The sequence below is a fragment of the Methylomonas rosea genome, assembly GCF_024505055.1.
Classification (GTDB): Bacteria; Pseudomonadota; Gammaproteobacteria; order Methylococcales; family Methylomonadaceae; genus Methylomonas; species Methylomonas rosea.
On record NZ_JANIBL010000156.1, the window covers coordinates 1 to 637 of the forward strand.

1 protein-coding gene and 1 rRNA gene are annotated in these 637 nt (G+C 50.7%); both read right to left on the reverse strand.

Annotated features, from left to right (window positions below):
- A partial coding sequence (gene grxD, locus NP589_RS21610) for a Grx4 family monothiol glutaredoxin (RefSeq protein ID WP_256608818.1) occupies positions 1–308 on the reverse strand: 308 nt, incomplete at its 3' end.
- A gap of 148 nt (positions 309–456) precedes the next feature.
- Positions 457–572, reverse strand: a 5S ribosomal RNA gene (gene rrf / locus NP589_RS21615).
- Positions 573–637 lie beyond the last annotated feature (65 nt).

The following is a 637-nucleotide window of genomic DNA, read 5'->3' on the forward strand; positions in this document are numbered from 1 at the left end:
CCAACGTTAGCCAGCAAAATATTCAAATCGCCCTTATTGAAGAGATCGATGACGATGTCGCAGCCGCCGACTAATTCACCGTTGATATACAGTTGGGGATAGGTCGGCCAGTGTGAGTATTCTTTTAAGGCTTCACGGACCTCAGGGTCTTCGAAGATGTTGACGTGGACATACTCAGCGTGACAGGCTTCCAATGCCTGCACCACCCGACTGGAAAACCCGCATTGGGGGAAATCCGGCGTGCCTTTCATGTATAAGACCACGGGGTGACTGGCTAATTGGGCTTGGATTCTGTCTATGGCTGTCATGGCTAATCTCGGTAAGTAATTTGATAGCTTTGAATTCTAACAACCACCGCGATAAATCGCCACCGTGACCGCTATAAAGTCTCGCAGGCCCGTAGATTTCAGGTCAAAAAAAAGCCCTGCTAGAGTTAGCAGGGCTTTTGGGTTAGGCGCTTGGCGATGACCTACTTTCACATGGCAACCTGCCACACTATCATCGGCGCTAAGCGGTTTCACTTCCGAGTTCGGGATGGGATCGGGTGGTTCACGCTTGCTATGTTCACCAAGCAAACTGGTTAGGCTGTTGTGCAGCCGTCATGCGCAGGTTGGAAGCAATTGCTTCGCCCTGCTTT